At 56.3% G+C, this 19,434-nt stretch carries 17 protein-coding genes; 14 read left to right on the forward strand and 3 right to left on the reverse strand.

Features of this window, described 5'->3' with window-relative positions; all coding sequences use genetic code 11:
• Window positions 1-20 precede the first annotated feature (20 nt).
• Window positions 21-794, reverse strand: a complete 774-nt coding sequence (yaaA, locus tag ACNY69_RS16215; RefSeq protein ID WP_418799192.1) for a peroxide stress protein YaaA — start codon at window positions 792-794, stop codon at window positions 21-23.
• Window positions 795-1,003: 209 nt separating this feature from the next.
• On the opposite strand from yaaA, the gene tal reads away from it, so the two are divergent.
• The 3 genes from tal to ACNY69_RS16230 all read left to right on the forward strand — a co-directional run bounded on the left by tal (window position 1,004) and on the right by ACNY69_RS16230 (window position 4,087).
• The gene (gene tal, locus ACNY69_RS16220; RefSeq protein WP_111141363.1) at window positions 1,004-1,957 is read left to right on the forward strand and encodes a transaldolase; all 954 of its coding nucleotides are present in this window, start codon (window positions 1,004-1,006) and stop codon (window positions 1,955-1,957) included.
• 125 nt (window positions 1,958-2,082) lie between these two features.
• Window positions 2,083-2,670, forward strand: a complete 588-nt coding sequence (mog, locus tag ACNY69_RS16225) for a molybdopterin adenylyltransferase (RefSeq protein WP_111141362.1) — start codon at window positions 2,083-2,085, stop codon at window positions 2,668-2,670.
• A gap of 106 nt (window positions 2,671-2,776) precedes the next feature.
• Window positions 2,777-4,087, forward strand: coding sequence for an MFS transporter (locus ACNY69_RS16230; RefSeq protein ID WP_367396065.1), 1,311 nt, complete (start codon window positions 2,777-2,779; stop codon window positions 4,085-4,087).
• Between the two features lie 28 nt (window positions 4,088-4,115).
• Here ACNY69_RS16230 and satP read toward each other — a convergent pair whose 3' ends face one another.
• Window positions 4,116-4,691, reverse strand: coding sequence for an acetate uptake transporter (gene satP, locus ACNY69_RS16235; RefSeq protein WP_367396066.1), 576 nt, complete (start codon window positions 4,689-4,691; stop codon window positions 4,116-4,118).
• 303 nt (window positions 4,692-4,994) lie between these two features.
• Here satP and dnaK point away from each other — a divergent pair, with 303 nt between their 5' ends.
• The 4 genes from dnaK (at window position 4,995) to nhaR (ending at window position 10,476) form a co-directional block, all read left to right on the forward strand.
• Window positions 4,995-6,905, forward strand: coding sequence for a molecular chaperone DnaK (dnaK, locus tag ACNY69_RS16240; RefSeq protein WP_111142259.1), 1,911 nt, complete (start codon window positions 4,995-4,997; stop codon window positions 6,903-6,905).
• A 104-nt stretch (window positions 6,906-7,009) separates the two neighbouring features.
• A complete protein-coding gene (dnaJ, locus tag ACNY69_RS16245; protein WP_293774716.1) occupies window positions 7,010-8,155 on the forward strand; it encodes a molecular chaperone DnaJ in 1,146 nt (381 codons plus the stop codon).
• Between the two features lie 203 nt (window positions 8,156-8,358).
• Window positions 8,359-9,537 (forward strand): Na+/H+ antiporter NhaA, encoded by a 1,179-nt coding sequence (nhaA, locus tag ACNY69_RS16250; RefSeq protein WP_111139365.1) that lies wholly within the window; start codon window positions 8,359-8,361, stop codon window positions 9,535-9,537.
• 30 nt (window positions 9,538-9,567) lie between these two features.
• Complete coding sequence (gene nhaR, locus ACNY69_RS16255; RefSeq protein WP_418799197.1) at window positions 9,568-10,476, forward strand: transcriptional activator NhaR; 909 nt, start codon at window positions 9,568-9,570, stop codon at window positions 10,474-10,476.
• A gap of 38 nt (window positions 10,477-10,514) precedes the next feature.
• Here nhaR and rpsT read toward each other — a convergent pair whose 3' ends face one another.
• A complete protein-coding gene (rpsT, locus tag ACNY69_RS16260; protein WP_006117633.1) occupies window positions 10,515-10,778 on the reverse strand; it encodes a 30S ribosomal protein S20 in 264 nt (87 codons plus the stop codon).
• Between the two features lie 306 nt (window positions 10,779-11,084).
• Here rpsT and ribF point away from each other — a divergent pair, with 306 nt between their 5' ends.
• The 7 genes from ribF (at window position 11,085) to carA (ending at window position 19,429) form a co-directional block, all read left to right on the forward strand.
• Window positions 11,085-12,014, forward strand: coding sequence for a bifunctional riboflavin kinase/FAD synthetase (gene ribF / locus ACNY69_RS16265; RefSeq protein ID WP_111139367.1), 930 nt, complete (start codon window positions 11,085-11,087; stop codon window positions 12,012-12,014).
• A gap of 29 nt (window positions 12,015-12,043) precedes the next feature.
• Entirely contained in the window at window positions 12,044-14,860 is a 2,817-nt protein-coding gene (gene ileS, locus ACNY69_RS16270) for an isoleucine--tRNA ligase (RefSeq protein WP_367396067.1), read from the forward strand.
• Window positions 14,860-15,366: a signal peptidase II gene (gene lspA / locus ACNY69_RS16275; RefSeq protein WP_111139369.1), complete on the forward strand. Its 507-nt coding sequence runs from the start codon at window positions 14,860-14,862 to the stop codon at window positions 15,364-15,366. The genes ileS and lspA overlap by 1 nt, the downstream gene beginning before the upstream one ends.
• Before the next feature lie 3 nt (window positions 15,367-15,369).
• Window positions 15,370-15,840 (forward strand): FKBP-type peptidyl-prolyl cis-trans isomerase, encoded by a 471-nt coding sequence (gene fkpB / locus ACNY69_RS16280; RefSeq protein ID WP_111139430.1) that lies wholly within the window; start codon window positions 15,370-15,372, stop codon window positions 15,838-15,840.
• On the forward strand, window positions 15,821-16,774 hold the full coding sequence (gene ispH / locus ACNY69_RS16285) for a 4-hydroxy-3-methylbut-2-enyl diphosphate reductase (RefSeq protein WP_111139370.1): 954 nt from the start codon (window positions 15,821-15,823) through the stop codon (window positions 16,772-16,774). The genes fkpB and ispH overlap by 20 nt, the downstream gene beginning before the upstream one ends.
• Window positions 16,775-16,996: 222 nt before the next feature.
• Window positions 16,997-17,809, forward strand: coding sequence for a 4-hydroxy-tetrahydrodipicolinate reductase (dapB, locus tag ACNY69_RS16290; protein WP_111139371.1), 813 nt, complete (start codon window positions 16,997-16,999; stop codon window positions 17,807-17,809).
• A gap of 471 nt (window positions 17,810-18,280) precedes the next feature.
• On the forward strand, window positions 18,281-19,429 hold the full coding sequence (gene carA, locus ACNY69_RS16295) for a glutamine-hydrolyzing carbamoyl-phosphate synthase small subunit (RefSeq protein ID WP_111139372.1): 1,149 nt from the start codon (window positions 18,281-18,283) through the stop codon (window positions 19,427-19,429).
• The last annotated feature ends 5 nt before the right edge of the window (window positions 19,430-19,434 follow it).

A 19,434-nucleotide genomic window follows, 5' to 3' on the forward strand; every position in this document is an offset into this window, starting at 1 on the left:
AAGCCCGGCGCGCGGCGGCGTTACTGCTCCGCGCGCTTAAACACCAGCTCGCTGTCGCTGCTGCTGGCGGCATCAAAACGATACCCCTCCAGATCAAACGCTTTAAGCTGCTCCGGCTTCGTCAGCTGCTGCTGAATCACAAAGCGACTCATTAATCCGCGCGCCTTTTTGGCATAGAAACTGATGACCTTGTAGCTGCCGTTCTTCTCGTCCAGGAACACTGGCTTGATCAGCTGCGCCTGCAGTTTCTTCGGCTTGACTGCCCTGAAATATTCGTCCGAGGCGAGGTTGATCAGCACCTCATCGCCCTGTTCGGCCAGCGCGGCATTCAGCGTTTCGGTGATGAGATCGCCCCAGAAGGTATAGAGATCTTTGCCGGCCGGGTTCGCCAGGCGAATCCCCATCTCCAGACGGTAAGGCTGCATTAAGTCGAGCGGACGCAGTACGCCATAGAGGCCAGACAGCATGCGCAGATGCTGCTGAGCAAAATCGAAATCGCGATCGCTGAAGGTCTCAGCCTGCAGGCCGGTGTAGACATCGCCTTTGAACGCCAGAATCGCCTGCCGGGCGTTCCGGGGGGAGAAGTCGGGCTGCCAGCTGTTAAACCGCTCGGCATTCAGGTGCGCCAGTTTGTCGCTGATGCTCATTAATGAGGCGATGCTGGCCGGGGACAGGTCGCGGGCAATCTCAATCAGCTGTTGTGATTTTTCTAACAGCGCAGGCTGGGTGTAGCGCGTCGTCGCCAGCGGGCTTTCATAATCCAGCGTCTTGGCCGGAGAGATCACCATCAACATAGTCGTTTCCTCGATTAATAGCTGGTTTTACAGGGCATTGGCTGCTCATCAGGGCTGGCAGTGTAGCAAAAAAGCTGCAAAGAATGACGAATCACACCTATTTGTTCGCACTATCGCAAACGGCATTCCCTGACCTTGCGCCACCGTTGCTGCGTGATATTATCGCCACAGCCTTTTTTCACACTGACAGTTAACTAAGAGAAAAGAACATGACGGACAAACTTACCTCCCTGCGTCAGCTCACCACCGTCGTCGCCGACACCGGTGATATCGCAGCCATGAAGCTGTACCAGCCTCAGGATGCCACCACCAACCCTTCTCTGATCCTCAACGCCGCACAAATCCCTGAATACCGTAAACTGATCGATGAAGCGATCGGCTGGGCGCGTGAGCAGAGCAGCAACAAAGAAGAGCAGCTGCAGCTGGTTTCTGACAAGCTGGCCGTAAACATTGGTCTGGAAATTCTTAAGCTGGTTCCGGGCCGCATCTCGACAGAAGTCGATGCGCGTCTCTCTTACGACACTGAAGGCAGCATCGCCAAAGCCCGCAGCCTGATCAAACTCTACAACGATGCCGGCATCAGCAATGACCGCATCCTGATCAAACTGGCCTCGACCTGGCAGGGTATCCGCGCGGCGGAGCAGCTGGAAAAAGAGGGCATCAACTGTAACCTGACGTTGCTGTTCTCCTTTGCCCAGGCGCGTGCCTGTGCCGAAGCGGGCGTGTTCCTGATTTCGCCGTTTGTTGGCCGTATCCTCGACTGGTACAAAGCGAACACCGACAAAAAAGAGTATGCCGCGCACGAAGATCCCGGCGTGATTTCCGTTTCTGAAATCTACAACTACTACAAGCAGCATGGCTATGAAACCGTGGTCATGGGTGCAAGCTTCCGTAACGTGGGCGAAATTATCGAGCTGGCAGGCTGCGACCGTCTGACCATCTCTCCTGCGCTGCTGAAAGAGCTGGCAGAAAGCGAAGGTACGCTGGAACGTAAACTGAGCTACAGCGGCGAAGTGAAAGCGCGTCCGGCCCGTATGACCGAGTCTGAGTTCCTGTGGCAGCACAACCAGGATCCGATGGCCGTCGCGAAGCTGGCTGAAGGTATCCGCAACTTTGCCATCGACCAGGGCAAACTTGAGAAGATGCTGGCAGAACTGCTGTAATCTGCTGACCGTGGCGGCACAGGCCGTCACGGGTTTCCCTTTTGCGACCCTTTCACTTTATATTATCCTCTCTGCCAGTCCCCTTTTACTCCACCGCACCGCGGTAAAGCACAGCGAAATACATCATGAATACATTACGCATTGGCCTGATCTCGGTTTCCGATCGCGCCGCCAACGGCATCTACCAGGATCAGGGGATCCCCGCGCTGGAGAGCTGGCTCAGCAGCGCCATCAGCAGCCCGTTTGAGATGGAGTCCCGTCTGGTGCCCGATGAGCAGGTGATGATTGAACAGGCGATTTGTGAACTGGTCGATGAACGCTTCTGCCATCTGGTGCTGACTACCGGCGGCACTGGCCCGGCCCGCCGCGATGTCACCCCTGACGCCACGCTGGCCGTCGCCGATCGCGAGATGCCAGGTTTTGGTGAGCAGATGCGCCAGATCAGCCTGCAGTTTGTGCCGACCGCGATTCTGTCGCGCCAGGTGGGGGTGATCCGCAAACAGTCGCTGATCCTGAATCTGCCAGGCCAGCCAAAATCGATCAAAGAGACGCTGGAAGGGCTGAAGGATGCGCAGGGCAAGGTTCAGGTGCACGGCATTTTCGCCTCTGTACCTTATTGTTTACAGCTTCTGGACGGGCCGTATGTCGAAACGCATCCGGAAGTGGTAGCAGCATTTCGGCCGAAAAGCGCCATCCGTGAGATAAATAACTAAATATTCCCCATTTCAGGCATAAGCTATAGCCCTGCTGGTGTGGCAAAAGATTGACGGTATAGTAATCAGATCGTTACAACCTTATCTCTTTTGCCTCGGGAATATTATGAATCCGACTCCTACTCAGCGTCTGACCGGTAAGGATTACCGGACGCTGGCGCTGGCCGCCCTGGGCGGCGCCCTCGAATTTTACGACTTCATCATTTTTGTCTTCTTCGCCACCGTCATCGGCGAGCTTTTCTTTCCTGCGGATATACCGGAATGGCTGCGTCAGTTACAGACGTTCGCCATTTTTGCCGCTGGCTATCTGGCCCGGCCGCTGGGCGGCATTGTGATGGCGCATTTCGGCGATAAGCTCGGCCGCAAAAAGATGTTCAGCCTGAGCATTCTGCTGATGGCGCTGCCGACCCTGATGATGGGCGCATTACCCACCTGGCAGACGATCGGGATCGCGGCACCGCTGCTGATGCTGCTGATGCGGATGTTGCAGGGGGCGGCGATCGGCGGCGAAGTGCCGGGTGCCTGGGTGTTCGTCGCGGAGCATGTGCCTTATAAGCGTATCGGCATCGCCTGCGGCACGCTGACTGCCGGGCTGACCGTTGGCATTTTACTGGGGTCGCTGGTAGCAACGCTGATCAATACCTCAATGTCACAGCAGGCGATTCATGATGGCGGCTGGCGCATCCCGTTCTTTTTAGGCGGGCTGTTTGGTCTGGTCGCGATGTATCTGCGGCGCTGGCTGCATGAGACGCCGGTGTTTGTGGAGATGCAGCAGCGCAAAGCACTGGCGGAAACCCTCCCGCTGAAAACGGTGCTGGCGGAGCATAAAAAATCTGTGGTCATCTCCATGCTGCTTACCTGGCTGCTCTCCGCCTGCATCGTGGTGGTGATCCTGATGTCACCGGTCTGGCTGCAGAAGCAGCAGGGCATTGCCCCCGCGCTGACCCTGCAGGCCAACAGCATTGCCACCCTGATGCTCTGTGTGGGCTGTATCCTTGCCGGGCTGGCTGCCGACCGCTTTGGTGCCAGCCGCACCCTGTGTGTCGGCAGCCTGCTGCTGGCAATCTGCAGCTGGCAGTTTTATCACCTGACGGCCTTCTATCCGCAGCAGATCTTCCTGCTTTATGGGCTGGCGGGGCTGAGCGTCGGTATCGTCGGCGTTGTGCCGTTCGTGATGGTACGCGCCTTTCCGGCAGAGGTCCGTTTTACCGGGCTCTCATTTTCCTACAACGTCGCCTATGCGATCTTCGGCGGGCTCACACCTGTCTGTGTTTCGCTGCTGATGGGGGTCTCGGTCATGGCGCCGTGCTGGTATGTGATGGCGCTGGCGCTGGTGGGCTTTGTGACCGGGATCTGGCTGCGGCGCGATGTCAGCCACGAACCGGCGAGGGCGCAGGAGATTAAACCACTGTCATAAGCGACGCGGAGCCAGGCTCCGCGTGCTCTCAGGCTTCAGGTGATTTACTGCCCGTCGGCAGAAGGGTGCGGCCAAACGTTTCATTCAGCACTTCACCCACCGCCAGATAGCAGGCACTGGCCCCACAGATCATGCCAGTCCAGCCGGCGTACACGATCAGCGCAGGCTGGCGCAGCAGATGGCCAGCGGCCAGCAGCAGAAACAGCAGTGCAAGCGAGCCAAAGACAAACTGCAGCATCCGCGCCCCTTTCAGCGTGCCAATAAACATAAACAGGGTGAAGAGACCCCACAGCGCCAGCCAGACCCCCAGAAAGCGTTCGTCTGGTGCTTTCGCCAGACCCATTTCCGGTAGCAGCAGGATCGCCACAAAGCTCAGCCAGAACATGCCATATGAAGTAAAGGCCGTCAGCCCAAAGGTGTTGTTCTTTTTAAACTCCAGCAGGCCAGCCAGCAACTGGGCTATTCCGCCATAAAAAATACCCATCGCTAAAATGGTGACATCCATGTCAAACAAGCCCGCGTTGTGCAGATTCAGCAGAACGGTAGTCATGCCAAATCCCATTAAGCCCAGTGGGGCAGGGTTAGCCAGTGTTGAATTTGCCATAGTTCCCCGGCAGTAAAATGATGATTGATGAAATAAAAAGATCCGCGCCTGCTCTCTTAAGGAGCAAGGCGTCGCATGATATTCAGCGTGGTGAAGGCATTCTTTGATCCCGACAGGAGCAGCGGCGAAAAATTTTTTTTGATTTAACCCTTGATGCGCTTCGAAGCGGCCCCATTTACTTCTCATCGAGCGTTGTGAACGCTGGAAAAAAAGCATGTGCTGGCAGGTTGAATGCAAACAACCCGCCCACATAAAAGGTTCACAACCCAAACTTGGCAACGAATTTAAGTGGGAGATGTTTAGATGGGTAAGATTATTGGTATTGACCTGGGTACAACCAACTCTTGTGTTGCGATCATGGATGGCACCAAAGCACGCGTGCTGGAAAATGCCGAGGGCGATCGCACCACGCCTTCAATCATTGCTTACACACAGGATGGCGAAATTCTGGTCGGTCAACCGGCTAAACGTCAGGCAGTGACTAACCCGCAGAATACCCTGTTCGCGATTAAGCGTCTGATCGGTCGTCGCTTCCAGGATGAAGAAGTACAGCGTGATATCAAAATCATGCCTTACAAAATCGCCAGCGCCGACAACGGTGACGCCTGGCTGGAAGTGAAAGGTCAGAAAATGGCACCGCCGCAGATCTCTGCTGAAGTGCTGAAAAAAATGAAAAAGACCGCCGAAGATTACCTCGGTGAGCCAGTGACTGAAGCGGTTATTACCGTTCCGGCCTACTTCAACGATGCGCAGCGTCAGGCGACCAAAGATGCCGGCCGTATCGCAGGTCTGGAAGTCAAACGTATCATTAACGAACCAACGGCGGCTGCGCTGGCATACGGTCTGGACAAAGGCCAGGGCAACCGCACCATCGCGGTCTATGACCTGGGTGGCGGTACTTTCGATATCTCCATCATCGAGATCGACGACGTTGACGGCGAAAAAACCTTTGAAGTTCTGGCGACCAACGGTGACACCCACCTGGGTGGTGAAGACTTCGACAGCCGCCTGATCAACTATCTGGTTGCAGAATTTAAGAAAGATCAGGGCATCGATCTGCACAACGATCCTCTGGCGATGCAGCGTCTGAAAGAAGCGGCAGAGAAAGCGAAAATCGAACTCTCCTCTGCGCAGCAGACCGACGTTAACCTGCCTTACATCACGGCAGATGCGACCGGTCCTAAGCACCTGAACATCAAAGTGACCCGCTCTAAACTGGAGTCACTGGTTGAAGATCTGGTTGCACGCTCAATCGCGCCGCTGAAAGTTGCGCTGCAGGATGCGGGCCTGTCTGTTTCAGACATCAACGACGTCATCCTGGTGGGTGGTCAGACCCGTATGCCACTGGTTCAGGCGAAAGTAACCGAGTTCTTCGGCAAAGAGCCACGTAAAGATGTGAACCCGGATGAAGCGGTTGCGGTCGGTGCGGCAGTTCAGGGTGGTGTACTGGGCGGCGACGTGAAAGACGTACTGCTGCTGGACGTTACCCCGCTGTCACTGGGTATCGAAACCATGGGTGGCGTGATGACTTCGCTGATCAGCAAGAACACCACCATCCCGACCAAGCACAGCCAGGTCTTCTCAACAGCGGAAGATAACCAGTCAGCCGTGACCATTCATGTGCTGCAGGGTGAGCGCAAGCGCGCCAATGACAACAAGTCACTGGGCCAGTTCAACCTCGACGGTATCCAGGCTGCGCCACGCGGTATGCCGCAGATCGAAGTGACCTTCGACATCGATGCGGACGGTATCCTGCATGTGTCAGCGAAAGATAAGAACAGCGGTAAAGAGCAGAAGATCACCATCAAAGCCTCTTCAGGTCTGAACGATGAAGAGATCGAAAAAATGGTGCGCGATGCAGAAGCGAATGCTGAAGCTGACCGTAAGTTCGAAGAGCTGGTACAGACGCGCAACCAGGGCGATCAGATTGCCCACAGCACCCGTAAGCAGCTGGAAGAAGCAGGCGACAAACTCTCTGCTGATGACAAAGCGCCAATCGAAGCTGCGCTGGCTGCACTGGAAACTGCGCTGAAAGGCGAAGATAAAGCGGAAATCGACGCCAAAATGCAGGCGCTGATGGAAGTTTCTGGCAAGCTGATGGAAGCAGCACAGCAGTCTCAGGCAGGTGCGGCGGATGCCGGCGATGCGTCAGCGAAGAAAGACGATGACGTTGTCGATGCTGAATTCGAAGAAGTGAAAGACAACAAGAAATAATTGCCCCTGACCGGGCGCGACGGCTGGCCTGACAGCCGTTGAAACCAGCACGGGCGTAGGAGATCTCTCCACGCCCGTGCGATCATGTTAAGGGCTAAATAAACATGGCGAAGAGTGATTACTACGAGATTTTAGGCGTCGCCAAATCCGCGGACGAGCGTGAAATCAAAAAGGCTTACAAACGCCTGGCGATGAAATTTCACCCGGATCGTAATCCCGGTGATAAAGAGGCCGAAGCCAAATTTAAAGAGGTCAAGGAAGCGTATGAAATCCTGACCGATGCGCAGAAGCGCGCAGCCTACGATCAGTATGGTCATGCAGCCTTCGAACAGGGCGGCATGGGTGGCGGTGGATTCGGCGGCGGCGGCTTTGGCGGCGGCGGTGCAGACTTCAGCGATATCTTTGGCGACGTATTCGGTGACATCTTCGGTGGTGGACGCCGTCAGCGCGCATCCCGTGGCGCCGATTTACGCTATAACATGGAGCTGTCGCTGGAAGAAGCGGTACGCGGCGTGACCAAAGAGATCCGCATTCCAACGCTGGAAGAGTGTGACGTCTGCCACGGCAGCGGTGCGAAAGCGGGTACCAAGCCACAAACCTGTTCAACCTGTCACGGTGCAGGCCAGGTGCAAATGCGCCAGGGCTTCTTTACCGTTCAGCAGGCGTGTCCGACCTGTCACGGTCGCGGCTCGGTGATTAAAGATCCGTGCAACGCCTGTCATGGTCATGGCCGCGTTGAGAAGTCGAAAACGCTGTCCGTGAAGATCCCGGCAGGGGTGGACAACGGCGACCGCATTCGTCTGAGTGGTGAAGGCGAAGCGGGCGAGCAGGGTGCACCGGCTGGCGATCTCTACGTCCAGGTTTCCGTGAAAAAACACCCGATCTTCGAACGTGAAGAGAACAACCTCTACTGTGAAGTGCCGATCAACTTTGCGATGGCGGCACTGGGCGGCGAGATCGAAGTGCCGACGCTGGATGGTCGCGTGAAGCTGAAAGTGCCGTCAGAAACCCAGACCGGCAAGCTGTTCCGCATGCGCGGACGTGGCGTGAAGTCGGTCCGTGGTGGTGCGGTCGGCGACCTGTTATGCCGCGTGGTGGTGGAAACACCGGTCAGCCTGAACGAGAAACAGAAAACGCTGCTGCGTGAACTGGAAGAGAGTTTCGGCGGCCCGAGTGGTGAGCATAACAGCCCACGCTCAAAGAGCTTTTTCGACGGCGTGAAGAAATTCTTTGACGATCTGACCCGCTAAGTGGTGACAGAGAAAACGGAGCCTCAGGCTCCGTTTTTTTGCCCCCGGGGCCGCAGCTTCCTCTCACTGACCCTCGCCTCTTTTCAGACCACTCTTTCCCGACTCAGTTAAACCGAGCTAACAGCGTGGTATAAGCTGCTTTTAACGAACTATATGAGTCGTTACACTCATTATCTTTCTATCGCTGATCAGGAAGATAAACGTTGAATAAGCCTCGCAGACTCAAAAACCTCCTAAAAAGCTTCATTGAGAGTGACGCCAGCAATGGCATGATATTAATTCTGGCGGCCGTGGCAGCCATGATTCTGGCCAATACGGCGTCGACCGCCGAAGGCTATCAGGCGTTTCTCAATGAACCCGTCCAGATCCGCTTTGGCGCGCTCGATATCAGCAAAAATCTGCTGTTGTGGATTAACGATGCGATGATGGCGCTGTTCTTCCTGCTGATTGGCCTGGAAGTCAAACGCGAGCTGATGGTGGGCGAACTGGCAAGTCGCGACAAAGCGATCTTCCCGGTTATCGCCGCCCTCGGCGGTATGGCGCTGCCAGCCCTGATCTTTCTCGGCTTCAACCACGGCGATGAGATTGCCCGCAACGGCTGGGCGATTCCCACGGCGACCGATATCGCTTTTGCGCTGGGCGTGCTGGCCCTGCTGGGCAGCCGTGTTCCTGCGGCGCTGAAAGTGTTCCTGATGGCGCTGGCGATCATTGATGACCTGGGGGCGATTGTGATTATTGCCCTGTTTTACACCAGCGGCCTCTCGGTGCTCTCTCTGGGTGTGGCGGCAGGGGCGATCGTGGTGCTGGCGCTGCTGAACTACTTCAACGTCCGTAAGATCTCTATCTATATCCTGGTCGGGATCGTACTCTGGACTGCCGTACTGAAGTCGGGCGTTCACGCCACGCTGGCGGGCGTTATCGTGGGCTTCTTTGTGCCGCTGGAGAAGAGAGAGGGGCACTCGCCTGCGGAGCATCTGGCGCACGGTCTGATGCCGTGGGTTAACTGGCTGATCCTGCCGCTGTTCGCCTTTGCCAATGCCGGTATTTCACTGGCGGGAATTACAATCGGCGACGTTCTCTCGCCTGAGCCATCAGGCATCATCCTTGGCCTGTTAATCGGTAAGCCACTGGGCATTACGCTGTTCTGCTGGCTGGCCGTCCGGCTCCGTCTGGCGGTACTGCCCGACGGCACGACCCTGCGTGACATCATGGCGATTGGGGTGCTGTGCGGCATCGGCTTTACGATGTCGATATTCATCAGTTCGCTGGCCTTTGACGCGGCCCACGAGCAGCTGGTGACCTTCTCTAAACTCGGGATCCTCACCGGCTCTCTGCTTTCCGCCGTGATCGGATACTGCCTGTTGCGGGTCAAACTGCGTTAATGGAGAGGAGGCGAAAGCCTCCTTTTTTCGATGAATCATATCAACTACAACCATCTCTACTACTTCTGGCACGCCTGCCGTGCAGGCTCGATAGCAGGTGCCGCAGAGGCGCTCTCCCTGACGCCGCAGACCATTACCGGACAGATTAAAACGCTGGAGGATCGCCTGCAGGGCAAGCTGTTCCGGCGTCAGGGCCGGGGGCTGGTGCCGACTGAGCTGGGGCAGCTGGTCTTTCGCTATGCGGATCGCATGTTCATGCTGGGTCAGGAGATGCTGGACATCGTTAACTATCGCAAAGAGTCGCATCTGCTGCTGGATGTGGGCGTGGCGGATGCGCTCTCCAAACAGCTGGTCAGCAAGGTGCTGGAGACGGCGGTGGTTGCCGAGGAGAAAATCCATCTGCGCTGCTTTGAATCGACCCATGAGATGCTGCTGGAGCAGCTCAGTCAGCACAAGCTGGATATGATTATCTCTGACTGCGCCATCGACTCCACCCGCCAGGAGGGGCTGTTTTCGGTCCGGCTGGGCGAGTGCCCCGCCAGCTTCTGGTCAACCGAGCCGCTCTCCGGCCTCACTTTTCCGGCCTGCCTGGAGTCACGTCCGCTGCTGATCCCCGGCCGTCGCTCCATGCTGGGACGCAAGATCCTGAACTGGATCAGCACGCAGGGGCTGCAGGTGGAGATTCTGGGGGAGTTCGATGATGCGGCATTGATGAAAGCGTTTGGTGCGCGGCAGAATGCGCTGTTTGTCGCGCCTTTGCTGGATATCGGTCAGCGGGAGGGGATCCATGAAGCCGGACAGCTCAGCGCGGTGTCAGAGGAGTATCACATTATCTTTGCGGAGCGGATGATTCAGCACCCGGCGGTGCAGCGGATCTGCCATGCGGACTTCAGCGGTCTCTTCCCCCGCCAGCATCCGGACGAAAAAAAACCGGCGTAAGCGCCGGTTCTTTCAACAAAGCGATAAACAACGGGCAATTAAGCCAGTTTGTTGATCTGTGCAGTCAGGTTTGCTTTATAACGTGCAGCTTTGTTTTTGTGGATCAGACCTTTAGCAGCCTGACGATCCACGATTGGTTGCATTTCATTGAATGCGTTCTGCGCAGCAGCTTTGTCGCCTGAAGCGATCGCCGCGTATACTTTCTTAACGAAGGTACGCATCATAGAGCGGCGGCTAGCGTTATGCTTACGGCGTTTCTCAGATGTTACGGCGCGTTTCTTAGCTGATTTGATATTAGCCAAGGTCCAACTCCCAAATGTGTTCTATAGAGACAAATCAAAGGCCGAGGACTATGCCCTTCTAACCTGATTTTGTCAATGGATTTGTGCAAATAAGCGTCGCTCTATGAGCAGCACTCGGTTACGTATTTGATGGCGCAAGATTCTACCAGCTTCCCCTTCCTGAATATAGTATTTAGCGACAAAATTCTTAACATGCGCCTCTGTGACAGGAAATGCAGCCCGTAAAGCATGAAAGGCGTGCTGACGGGTTAACCTGAGTCACTTTCAAGGGTATAATCCGCCGATTTCCACCGGTTTGGGCCAGCCATGAAGTTTATCCGCGGTATTCATAATCTTAACGAGCAGCATCGCGGCTGCGTTCTGACCATTGGTAATTTCGATGGCGTTCACCGTGGGCATCAGGCGCTGATTTCCCGGCTGTGTGAAGAGGGGCGCAGGCTGAATCTGCCGGTGGTGGTGATGGTTTTTGAGCCACAGCCGCTGGAGCTGTTCGCCGGTGATAAAGCCCCGGCTCGCCTGACCCGCCTGCGTGACAAACTGCGATACATGGCGGAAGCGGGCGTCGACAGCGTGCTGTGCGTGCGCTTTGACCGTCGCTTTGCGGCGTTGTCTGCCCAGCGCTTTATCAGCGACCTGTTAGTTGAAAAGCTGGACGTTAAGTACCTTGCGGTGGGCGATGACTTCCGCTTTGGTGCGGGCCGTCAGGGCGATTTCCCGCTGCTGCAAAAAGCCGGTGCGGAGTATGGCTTCGACGTCGTCAGCACCGAAACCTTCTGCGACGGCGGCAAGCGTATCAGCAGCACCGCCGTCCGTCAGGCGCTGGCCGCAGACGATCTGGCGCTGGCGCAGTCGCTGCTGGGTCATCCTTTCACGATTTCCGGCCGCGTGGTGCACGGGGATGCGCTGGGACGCACGCTGGGCTTCCCGACGGCGAACCTGCCTCTGCGCCGCAGCGTTTCGCCGGTGAAAGGGGTCTACGCGGTTGAAGTGCGGGGCCTCACGCCCGAGCCGCTGCCAGGGGTCGCCAACATCGGCACCCGCCCGACGGTAAAAGGTTTGCGCCAGCAGCTTGAAGTTCACCTGCTCGACATCAATATGGATCTCTATGGCCGTCACATTGATGTGGTGCTGAAACAGAAAATACGAAACGAGCAGCGCTTTGCCTCACTGGAGGCGTTGAAAGAACAAATTGCAGACGATGTGGTAACGGCCCGACACTATTTCGGGCTGCTTTAACCTGAGCGAAAAACGGAATCGAGAATCTGATGAGTGACTATAAATCTACCCTGAATTTGCCGGAAACGGGATTCCCGATGCGTGGCGATCTGGCCAAACGCGAACCGGGAATGTTGCAACGCTGGTATGCCGACAACCTCTACAGCATTATCCGCGAAGCCAAAAAAGGGAAAAAAACCTTTATCCTGCATGATGGCCCTCCGTATGCGAACGGCAGCATTCATATTGGTCACTCCGTTAACAAGATTCTGAAAGACGTTATCGTTAAGTCGAAAGGCATGGCGGGTTATGACGCGCCCTATGTGCCGGGCTGGGACTGTCACGGTCTGCCTATTGAGCACAAAGTGGAGCAGATGATCGGCAAGCCAGGCGAAAAGGTCACCGCAGCCGAATTCCGCGAAGCGTGCCGCAAATATGCCGCTGAACAGGTGGAAGGCCAGAAAGCGGACTTTATCCGTCTGGGCGTGCTGGGCGACTGGGATCGTCCTTACCTGACCATGGATTTCGGCACCGAAGCCAACATCATTCGCGCACTGGGCAAAATCATCGGCAATGGCCATCTGCACAAAGGCGCGAAGCCGGTGCACTGGTGCCTGGACTGCCGTTCAGCCTTAGCTGAAGCCGAAGTCGAATATTACGACAAAACGTCACCGTCGATTGACGTGATGTTCAACGCGCTGGATACCGAGGCGGTGCGTCAGGCCTTTGGTGTGGCAGAGGTCAGCGGCCCGATTTCGCTGGTGATCTGGACCACCACGCCGTGGACGCTGCCGGCTAACCGCGCGATCTCCCTGCACCCTGAATTTGAGTATCAGCTGATCCAGATCGAGGGCCGTGCCCTGATCCTGGCGAAAGAGCTGGTGGACAGCGTCATGAAGCGCGCCGGTGTCAGCGAATGGCAGGTGCTGGGCGAATGCAAAGGCGCGGCGCTGGAGCTGCAGAAATTCCAGCATCCGTTCCTGGCGATCGCGTCGCTGGTCGTGCTGGGCGAGCACGTCACCCTGGACGCCGGTACCGGTGCGGTGCACACGGCACCAGGCCACGGCCCGGATGACTATGTCATCGGTCAGAAATATGGCATCGAAACCGCCAATCCGGTCGGTCCGGATGGCACCTATCTGCCAGGCACCTTCCCGACGCTGGATGGCGTAAACGTCTTTAAAGCCAACGACATGATCGTTGAGCTGCTGAAAGAGAAGGGCGCGCTGCTGCACGTCGAAAAACTGCTGCACAGCTACCCGCACTGCTGGCGTCATAAAACGCCGATCATCTTCCGGGCGACCCCGCAGTGGTTCATCAGCATGGATCAGAAAGGTCTGCGTGCGCAGTCGCTGAAAGAGATCAAAGGCGTGCAGTGGATCCCGGACTGGGGCCAGGCGCGTATCGAATCGATGGTCGCGAACCGTCCTGACTGGTGCATCTCCCGTCAGCGTACCTGGGGCGTGCCGATGGCGCTGTTCGTCCATAAAGAGAGCGAAGAGCTGCACCCGGACACCCTGGCGCTGATGGAGAAAGTTGCGCAGCGCGTCGAGCAGGATGGGATTCAGGCCTGGTGGGATCTTGATCCGCGCGAGCTGATGGGCGACGACGCCGATCACTACGTAAAAGTGCCGGATACCCTGGATGTCTGGTTTGACTCCGGTTCAACCAGCTACTCAGTCGTTGATGCACGTCCTGAGTTTGACGGCCATTCGCCGGATCTCTATCTGGAAGGCTCTGACCAGCATCGCGGCTGGTTTATGTCCTCGCTGATGATCTCCACGGCGATGAAAGGCAAAGCGCCTTACCGTCAGGTTCTGACACACGGCTTCACCGTCGACGGCCAGGGCCGCAAGATGTCGAAATCGATCGGCAACACGGTGTCGCCGCAGGATGTGATGAACAAGCTGGGGGCCGATATTCTGCGTCTGTGGGTCGCCTCAACCGACTACTCTGGCGAGATGGCGGTGTCAGACGAGATCCTCAAACGCTCTGCCGACGCCTACCGTCGTATCCGCAACACCGCACGTTTCCTGCTGGCGAACCTCAGCGGCTTTAATCCGGCTACCGATCTGGTGAAACCGGAAGAGATGGTGGTGGTGGATCGCTGGGCGGTAGGCCGTGCGCAGGCGGCGCAGGCCGATATCGTTGCCTCCTACGAAAACTATGATTTCCATGAAGTGATCCAGCGTCTGATGCAGTTCTGCTCTATCGAGATGGGCAGCTTCTATCTGGACATCATCAAGGATCGTCAGTACACCGCGAAAGGCGATGGCCTGGCACGTCGCAGCTGCCAGACCGCGCTGTGGCATATCGTTGAGGCGCTGGTTCGCTGGATGGCACCCATCATGTCCTTTACGGCGGATGAAATCTGGGGCTACCTGCCGGGCGAGCGTGCGCAGTATGTCTTCACGGAAGAGTGGTATCAGGGTCTGTTCGGCCTGGCCGCAGACGAAGCACTGAATGACGCCTACTGGGCCGAGCTGCTGAAAGTGCGCGGCGAAGTGAATAAGGTGATCGAACAGGCGCGTGCAGACAAACGTATCGGTGGCGCACTGGAAGCGACCGTCACGCTGTATGCCGATCCGGAGCTGGCCGCTAAGCTGCAGGCGCTGGGCAACGAACTGCGCTTTGTGCTGCTGACCTCGGGCGCACAGGTGGCGGATTACGCGCTGGCCAGCGATGAGGCGCAGCAGAGTGAACTGCTGAAAGGTCTGAAAATCGCCCTGCACAAGGCGGAAGGCGAGAAATGTCAGCGCTGCTGGCATTACACTACTGACGTCGGGCAGAATCCGGAGCACGCTGAGGTGTGTGGTCGTTGTTATACTAACGTAGCCGGTGACGGTGAACAGCGTGAATTTGCCTGATGCGTAAACCTATTTTATCAACCGGATTGCGCTGGCTCTGGCTGGTGCTGGTGGTGATTGTTGTCGATTTCGCCAGTAAGCAGTGGGTGATGAACAACATGATGCTGCATGAAACTCAGCCGCTGATTCCGTTCCTGAATCTGTTCTACGCGCACAACTACGGCGCAGCGTTCAGTTTCCTGGCGGACAAGGGCGGCTGGCAGCGCTGGTTCTTTGCCGGTATTGCGCTGGCCATTGTGGTCTCACTGATGGTGATGATGTACCGCAATCGTGCCAGCCAGAAGATCGCCAACATCGCGTATGCCCTGATCATCGGCGGCGCGATAGGCAATCTGTTTGATCGTTCCTATCATGGCTTTGTGGTCGACTTTATCGATTTTTACGTCGGTAACTGGCACTTCGCTACATTTAATATCGCCGACTGCGGCATCTGTATTGGTGCGGCGCTGGTGGTGCTGGAGGGGTTTTTAAGCCCCAACAGCAAACAGGCTAAACAGAAAGGGTAAGTGATGACTGAGTGCGTACAGCGTGAAAGCGCGGTGTTGGTGCATTTTACGCTGAAGCTGGAAGATGGCTCGACGGCGGAATCGACCCGTGCAAACGGTAAGCCCGCGCTGTTCCGTCTCGGTGATGGCAGCCTCTCTGCGGCACTTGAGCAGGCACTGCTGGGGCTGAAAGCAGGTGACACAAAGCAGTTCACCCTGGCACCGGAAGAGGCCTTTGGCGGCGTCAGTCCTGACCTGATCCAGTATTTTTCGCGTCGCGACTTTATCGATGCAGGGGAACCGGAAGTGGGTGCCATCATGCTGTTCAGCGGCATGGGCGGCAGTGAAATGCCCGGCGTGATCCGCGAAGTCTCCGGTGATTCCATTACTGTAGACTTCAACCATCCGCTGGCGGGTCATCGTATTCAGTTTGATGTAGAGGTGCTGGAGATCGATCCGGTACTGGAGGCCAACGATGCAAATCCTGTTAGCTAATCCGCGCGGTTTCTGCGCGGGCGTCGATCGCGCCATCAGCATTGTTGAGCGCGCGCTGGAGATGTATGGCGCACCGATCTACGTCCGTCATGAAGTGGTGCATAACCGCTACGTGGTGAACAGCCTGCGCGAACGTGGCGCCATCTTCATCGAAGAGATCAGCGAAGTGCCGGATGAGGCGATCCTGATCTTCTCTGCGCACGGCGTGTCGCAGGCGGTGCGTGCGGAAGCGAAAGCACGCAACCTGACGATGCTGTTCGACGCCACCTGTCCGCTGGTGACGAAGGTGCATATGGAAGTTGCCCGCGCCAGCCGTAAAGGCGTTGAGGCGATCCTGATCGGCCACGCGGGCCACCCGGAAGTCGAAGGCACCATGGGGCAGTACAACAACCCCAACGGCGGCATGTATCTGGTCGAGTCACCGGAAGATGTCTTCAGGCTGACGGTTAAAGATGAAAATAATCTGAGCTTTATGACGCAGACGACGCTGTCGGTGGATGATACCTCAGACATCATTGATGCCCTGCGTCAGCGTTTCCCGGCAATCGTCGGGCCGCGCAAAGATGATATCTGCTACGCCACCACTAATCGGCAGGAAGCGGTGCGGACGCTGGCACAGGATGCTGACGTGGTGCTGGTGGTGGGGTCGAAGAACTCCTCTAACTCAAACCGTCTGGCGGAGCTGGCGCAGCGTGCCGGTAAACTGGCGAAGCTGATCGACTCTGCGGATGATATTCAGGAAGAGTGGGTAAAAGGCGTCGGCTGCATTGGTGTGACGGCGGGCGCGTCTGCCCCCGATATTCTGGTGCAGCAGGTTATCCAGCGGCTGCGTGAGCTGGGGGGTGAAGCCGCGATTGAACTGATTGGCCGCGAAGAGAACATCGTCTTCGAAGTGCCGAAAGAGCTGCGCGTCGAGGTGCGAAACGTCCAGTAACTCCCGGAAATCTCTGATAAAAAAGGCCGACTCTGTTCGGCCTTTTCTGTTTTTCAACCTGGTCTCCGGGCCGGAACTGGCGGTGGTAATTGCTTTTACTGATAATCAGCGTCGGCTGGCATAAAATTCTTATTATCACGGATTAATAGTGGCGTGACGGTTAACTCATCGTTAACCTGATAACGCTTTGGATGCATAGTTTTGTTTTAGGAATGAATAAATATGAACACTATCCGCATTGCTGTGGTGGGCGCACCGGGCCGTATGGGCCGTAATCTGATTGAAGCGACGCAGCAGGCAGAAGGCGTGGTGCTGGGGGCCGCTCTGGTTCGTCCCGGTTCATCGCTGACCGGCAGCGACGCCGGTGAACTAGCCGGTATCGGCAGAAACGGCATCCTGATCGCCGATGATTTACGCGCGGTGATCAACGACTTTGATGTGCTGATCGACTTTACCCGTCCGGAAGGAACGCTGGAGTATATGGCGATCTGCCGTGAGCACGGCAAAGCGATGGTAATTGGCACCACCGGTTTTGATGACGCCGGCAAAGCCGCGATTCGTGCGGCGGCTGAAGAGATCGCCATCGTGTTCGCCGCGAACTTCAGCGTCGGGGTTAACCTGGTGCTGAAGCTGCTGGAGCAGGCTGCAAAAGTCATGGGGGAGTACGCGGATATTGAGATCGTCGAAGCGCACCATCGCCACAAAGTGGATGCGCCGTCTGGCACCGCGCTGGCAATGGGCGAGGCGATCGCCGATGCGATGCAGTGGAAGCTGGATGAACATGCGGTCTATGCCCGTGAAGGCCATACCGGCGAACGTCAGCCGCAGACTATCGGCTTCGCTACCGTGCGTGCGGGCGACATCGTCGGTGAGCATACCGCCATGTTTGCCGATATTGGCGAGCGGATAGAGATAACCCACAAGGCCTCAAGCCGCATGACCTTTGCAAAAGGCGCCGTTAAGTCGGCTGTGTGGCTGAAAGGGAAAGAAAATGGTCTTTTTGATATGCGGGATGTCCTTGGTTTATCTGTCTGATGTGTGTTGTGAACCATCGTGATGTGGTTATTTCAATCGTTAATTCATTGATTGAGAAGGGGCAATGTTTTCATTGCCCTTAATTTTATCATTTATCTCTGTTATTCCCTATTTTTCGCCTGTAACGTTTTTTTTGTTCTCTTTTCTCTGATTTTTTATCTTCCCGAATGCTAATTTTGACCATTTGGTCAAAAAAATAGTCTCCCTGTCGCCTGTTTCGCTTTTAGGCGGCGTGGCAAACGATTATTTCAATGGGTTTCCTCATCTTTTTGTCCTTTATATCGCGTATTTCCTCCATAAGCCGGATAAAGATGAAAAAAAGTGGCCTCAGGGTAGACAATGCCCAGGGGGATCATTAGAATGCGCGCAATTTGCCAAAAATCGACAATTCAGGCGGTTTTTGCATTGATTCAACCGGCTATTTTGAATTAATATGCAGATATTATGACTGTTTATTCCCTGGAGGATGTTTTGATTAAGTCAGCAATCCTGGTTCTGGAAGACGGAACCCAATTCCACGGTCGGGCCATCGGGGCAACGGGGTCGGCAGTGGGGGAAGTCGTTTTCAATACCTCAATGACCGGTTATCAAGAAATCCTCACTGATCCTTCCTATTCCCGCCAAATCGTTACTCTCACTTATCCCCATATCGGTAATGTCGGTGCCAACGCCGCCGATGAAGAATCCAGCCAGATTCATGCGCAGGGCCTGGTCATCCGTGACCTGCCGCTGATTGCCAGCAACTTCCGCAGTGAAGAGAGCTTATCCGCTTATCTGCAGCGCAATAACATCGTGGCCATCGCCGATATCGATACCCGCAAGCTGACACGTCTGCTGCGTGAGAAAGGGGCGCAGAACGGTTGCATCATTGCTGGCGACGCGCCGGATGCGGCACTGGCGCTGCAGAAAGCCCAGGCGTTCCCCGGCCTGAAAGGGATGGATCTGGCGAAAGAGGTCTGCACCACCGAGACGTACAGCTGGCAGCAGGGCAGCTGGACGCTGAAAGCCGGTCTGCCAGAGCAGTCATCGGCAGAGTCGCTGCCTTATCATGTTGTGGCGTACGATTATGGCGCCAAGCGCAATATTCTGCGCATGCTGGTCGATCGTGGCTGTCGCCTGACGGTCGTTCCGGCGCAGACGCCTGCGGAAGAGGTGCTGAAGCTGAACCCGGATGGCATTTTCCTCTCCAACGGTCCGGGCGACCCGGAGCCGTGTGACTATGCGATCAGCGCCATTCAGTCGTTCCTGAAAACAGAGATTCCGGTGTTCGGTATCTGCCTGGGTCATCAGCTGCTGGCGCTGGCCAGCGGTGCAAAAACCGTGAAGATGAAGCTCGGCCATCACGGCGGCAACCATCCGGTGAAAGATCTCGACAGCAACCGCGTGATGATCACCGCCCAGAACCACGGTTTTGCGGTTGATGAGAAGGATCTGCCCGCGAATCTGCGTGTGACCCACATTTCGTTGTTTGATAAGACCGTGCAGGGCATTCACCGCACCGACAAGCCTGCTTTCAGCTTCCAGGGACACCCGGAAGCCAGCCCGGGACCGGGTGATGCAGCGCCGCTGTTTGACCACTTTATCGAATTGATTGACGCATTTCGTCTGCAAGCGAAGTAATCAGG

The organism is Pantoea graminicola (assembly GCF_048452665.1).
Taxonomy (GTDB): domain Bacteria; phylum Pseudomonadota; class Gammaproteobacteria; order Enterobacterales; family Enterobacteriaceae; genus Pantoea.

Bases quoted from the DNA above. Each gene is read 5' to 3' on its own strand.
- ACNY69_RS16230 (WP_367396065.1), top strand. From the start codon at position 2,777: ATGAATCCGACTCCTACTCAGCGTCTGACCGGTAAGGATTACCGGACG.
- dapB (WP_111139371.1), top strand. From the start codon at position 16,997: ATGAACACTATCCGCATTGCTGTGGTGGGCGCACCGGGCCGTATGGGC.
- mog (WP_111141362.1), top strand. From the start codon at position 2,083: ATGAATACATTACGCATTGGCCTGATCTCGGTTTCCGATCGCGCCGCC.
- nhaR (WP_418799197.1), top strand. From the start codon at position 9,568: ATGAATCATATCAACTACAACCATCTCTACTACTTCTGGCACGCCTGC.
- yaaA (WP_418799192.1), bottom strand. From the start codon at position 794: ATGTTGATGGTGATCTCTCCGGCCAAGACGCTGGATTATGAAAGCCCG.
- ribF (WP_111139367.1), top strand. From the start codon at position 11,085: ATGAAGTTTATCCGCGGTATTCATAATCTTAACGAGCAGCATCGCGGC.
- lspA (WP_111139369.1), top strand. From the start codon at position 14,860: ATGCGTAAACCTATTTTATCAACCGGATTGCGCTGGCTCTGGCTGGTG.
- ileS (WP_367396067.1), top strand. From the start codon at position 12,044: ATGAGTGACTATAAATCTACCCTGAATTTGCCGGAAACGGGATTCCCG.
- satP (WP_367396066.1), bottom strand. From the start codon at position 4,691: ATGGCAAATTCAACACTGGCTAACCCTGCCCCACTGGGCTTAATGGGA.
- dnaJ (WP_293774716.1), top strand. From the start codon at position 7,010: ATGGCGAAGAGTGATTACTACGAGATTTTAGGCGTCGCCAAATCCGCG.
- ispH (WP_111139370.1), top strand. From the start codon at position 15,821: ATGCAAATCCTGTTAGCTAATCCGCGCGGTTTCTGCGCGGGCGTCGAT.
- tal (WP_111141363.1), top strand. From the start codon at position 1,004: ATGACGGACAAACTTACCTCCCTGCGTCAGCTCACCACCGTCGTCGCC.
- dnaK (WP_111142259.1), top strand. From the start codon at position 4,995: ATGGGTAAGATTATTGGTATTGACCTGGGTACAACCAACTCTTGTGTT.
- fkpB (WP_111139430.1), top strand. From the start codon at position 15,370: ATGACTGAGTGCGTACAGCGTGAAAGCGCGGTGTTGGTGCATTTTACG.